2 protein-coding genes are annotated in these 2,605 nt (G+C 65.7%); both read left to right on the forward strand.

What is annotated here, in order from left to right:
- Positions 1–105: 105 nt before the first annotated feature.
- On the forward strand, positions 106–840 hold the full coding sequence (locus Q0176_RS09815) for an NAD(P)H-hydrate epimerase (protein ID WP_299302249.1): 735 nt from the start codon (positions 106–108) through the stop codon (positions 838–840).
- Between the two features lie 174 nt (positions 841–1,014).
- On the forward strand, positions 1,015–2,605 hold a 1,591-nt coding region (locus Q0176_RS09820), incomplete at its 3' end, for a methyl-accepting chemotaxis protein (RefSeq protein ID WP_299302252.1).

Genomic DNA, 2,605 nt, shown 5'->3' on the forward strand with positions numbered 1-2,605 from the left:
ACGAACCTGTATAATACCATTTGGAGTCCTTATGCGGAAACGCGGTGAAGTACGATTCCTCAGGGGACCTTCGATATTGATATTTTCGGCGGGAGGTGGAGTTCGATGCTCCTTGTTCCGGGATCGTCCCCCTCCGCAGGGAAAAAAGGAAGGCCGGGCGGAGGGGATCCGCATCTGGAGCCGATTACCCGGGAGGAGATGCGGGAGGCGGACCGCCGGGCCATAGAGGAGTTCGGCATCCCCGGCATTGTCCTCATGGAGAACGCGGCCCTTGCGGTCGTCCGGGAGGTCGCGGATGCGGCCTCCTTTGCTGTGGTCTGCGCCCCCGGGAACAATGGAGGGGATGGCCTGGCCGTGGCTCGGCATCTGCTGATCCGAGGCCGGAGGGTCGAGGTCTTTCTGGTGGGAGACCCGGAACGGGGCAGTGCAGATTTCCGCACGAACCTCGACATCCTGCGGCGCCTTTCGCCGGCTGCTCCCCTGCCCCTGGACGAGAGCTCCCTGGAGCGCCTGGGCCACTCTCTCAGGAACTGCGAGGTCTGTGTGGACGCCCTTTTCGGGACCGGGCTGACGCGCCCGATCGAAGGGCTCCATAGACGCGTCGTCGAGACGATCGGCGTCTCGGCCGCCCATGTCGTGGCGGTGGACCTGCCCTCGGGGATCGATGCCGACACGGGGAGGGTGCTGGGGGCTGCGGTCAGGGCAAACCGGACCGTGACGTTCCACAGGATGAAGCGCGGCCTGGAGCTGGCTCCCGAGTATGCCGGGACGGTGACGGTCGCCCCCATCGGCATCCCGGGGCCCGAGATTCCGTGTGTCGCCCTCCCCGCGGGCCCGTGACGATACCGGGGTGACGAACAAACGCTTTTATGCTGTTTCCTCTATATTTTGTGTTCTATCGGGGGCGGCCCTCACGGGCCGGGAGAAGCAGGCGCGGCGTGGGCCGCCCTCCGAGGTCGAGCATTGGCGCCCTGGTTGTTTTTCGACATTTGATGCGGTAAGGGAGACGGAAAGATGACGATTCGGAGCAAGATGTTGGGGACGGTTGCGGTGGTTTTCCTGGTGCTGTTCGTATTGATCGGGGTCATTTACATCTCGGGCGGCTCGACGCTTTCCTCGGTCCTGAAGGGGGTTGGGGTGGACAGCGTGTCGCAGTCGGCGGAGATTTTCCGGGGCGTACTGGCCCGTTCCTCCGCGGTCCTCTCGGCCTCCGCTGAGTCGCTGCGGTACGCGTACGTCCACTTCGGGGCGGTCTCTCAGGACGAGATGGCCCGTGCCGCCGCCGCCCTTCTGGCCAAAAACAGGCAAGGTGGCATCAAGGAACTGTTCTGGGGCTACGAATCGAACGGACGCTTCGCGGACGGGGGCGGCTGGAAGGCCCCCGACGACTTCGACTCCCGGACGCGCCCGTGGTACAAGCTCGCCGTCGCGGCCAGGGATGGTGAGGTCGTCTGCTCGGAGCCCTACATCATTGCGGCGACGAACAGCCTGGGGATCACCATGGCCGTCGCGGTCCGCGACGACTCCGGGAAGCTCCTGGGGGTCGTCGGTGCGGACCTGGACGTGGACCAGATCAGTTCGCAGACGGCGAGCCTGAAGATCTTCGGTCAGGGGTCGGGGGTCCTGATCCGCAAGGACGGCGTGATCGTCGCCTCCCCCCACAAGGAACAGGTCATGAAGACCAACCTCCTCACGGACCCATCCTTCCCCGAGGGCGTCCGTGAAACGGTCCGGCGGATGACGGCGGGCGAGACCGGGTCCGCCGAGTACACCCACGAGGGAGAGCGGCGCCTGATGTTCTACGCCCCGGTCGGGTACGACCTCTACCTCGGCGCGTTCTTCCCCTACGCCGTGATCTCCGGGATTCTCAGGACCCTGATCCTGATCCTGCTGGGGGTTGCCGTTACGCCGCTGATCATCATCGGGGTCTCCTTCTTCTGCATCATCCGGGGCATGACGCGCTCCGTGCGCCGGATGACCGACTTGATGGAGGGGCTGGAGGCCGGCGACCTCTCGACCCGTTTCGACGACTCCGGCAAGGACGAGTTCGCCAGGATATCCGGGATACTGAACCGGACTGTGGTCTCCATCGGTGAGGTGATCGCCCGGATCCGTACCGGCGTAGACGAGAGCTCCCGGCAGTCCGAGGAGCTCGCCGAGATCTCGGGCGGCCTGCTCGCCTCCATGGAGGATGTCGGTGGACTGATGGGCAAGTCGAACGCCCTTCTCGACGAGAGCTCCTCCTCCCTCGAGGCCATCAACGCGGCGATCGGCGAGGTGGCGTCCGGGGCGCAGTCGAGCGCTCAGGCCGCTACGGAGGGGGCCACGCAGTCCTCGACCGTCAGCACCGGGACGACGGAGGGAGTCCACAGCGTGGGTCGTATCGTGGAGGGCATGAAGCTGGTGGCGGGGAAGTCCGGGGAGACGATGGAGCAGATCGACCATCTGGCGCAGTCGGTCGAGGCCATCTCCGGCTTCGTGAGCTCCATCACGTCCATTGCCGACCAGACGAACCTTCTGGCGCTCAACGCAGCGATCGAGGCGGCGCGCGCCGGCGAGGCGGGGCGCGGCTTCGCCGTCGTGGCCGAGGAGGTCCGAAAGCTGG

It is taken from the genome of uncultured Fretibacterium sp. (genome assembly GCF_938040765.1).
Classification (GTDB): domain Bacteria; phylum Synergistota; class Synergistia; order Synergistales; family Aminobacteriaceae; genus CAJPSE01.

Excerpts from the sequence above, each read along its gene's own strand:
- Q0176_RS09815 (WP_299302249.1), top strand. The coding sequence starts at position 106 with ATGCTCCTTGTTCCGGGATCGTCCCCCTCCGCAGGGAAAAAAGGAAGG.